2 tRNA genes are annotated in these 412 nt (G+C 57.3%); both read right to left on the reverse strand.

The features are described 5' to 3' along the window. Positions 1-144: 144 nt before the first annotated feature. Positions 145-217: transfer RNA gene (locus G4D87_RS38685), tRNA-Ala, on the reverse strand. 71 nt (positions 218-288) lie between these two features. Continuing rightward, positions 289-365 (reverse strand) — tRNA-Ile (locus tag G4D87_RS38690). Positions 366-412: the final 47 nt, after the last annotated feature.

Raw genomic sequence — 412 nt, forward strand, 5'->3', positions numbered from 1 at the left:
TGACTGCTTCCCTCACCTTCGCCTCACGGCGTCGGCGGGTATTTTCGTCAGGGCTTCTGCGAGAACTTCTCTCAGCAGAAATTGAACTTACCCTTCGTATGCACTTGTCAAAGAACGCTTCTCTCAACCTCAGAGAAAAACTTGTGGAGCTGATCGGGATCGAACCGACGACATCCAGCTTGCAAAGCTGGCGCTCTCCCAGCTGAGCTACAGCCCCGGGAAACTGCCCACGGCCATTCTACCATGCTGGTGCGCGTCACCGCTTTCCTCCTCGCATGGGGAGGAAAATGGTGGGCCTAGGTGGACTTGAACCACCGACCTCGCGCTTATCAGGCGCGCGCTCTAGCCAGCTGAGCTATAGGCCCAGGGGGCTACCGCGTCGGCAAACCCTACAGCGTCCTTCATTCTCAAA

The organism is Myxococcus vastator (assembly GCF_010894475.1).
Lineage (GTDB): Bacteria > Myxococcota > Myxococcia > Myxococcales > Myxococcaceae > Myxococcus > Myxococcus vastator.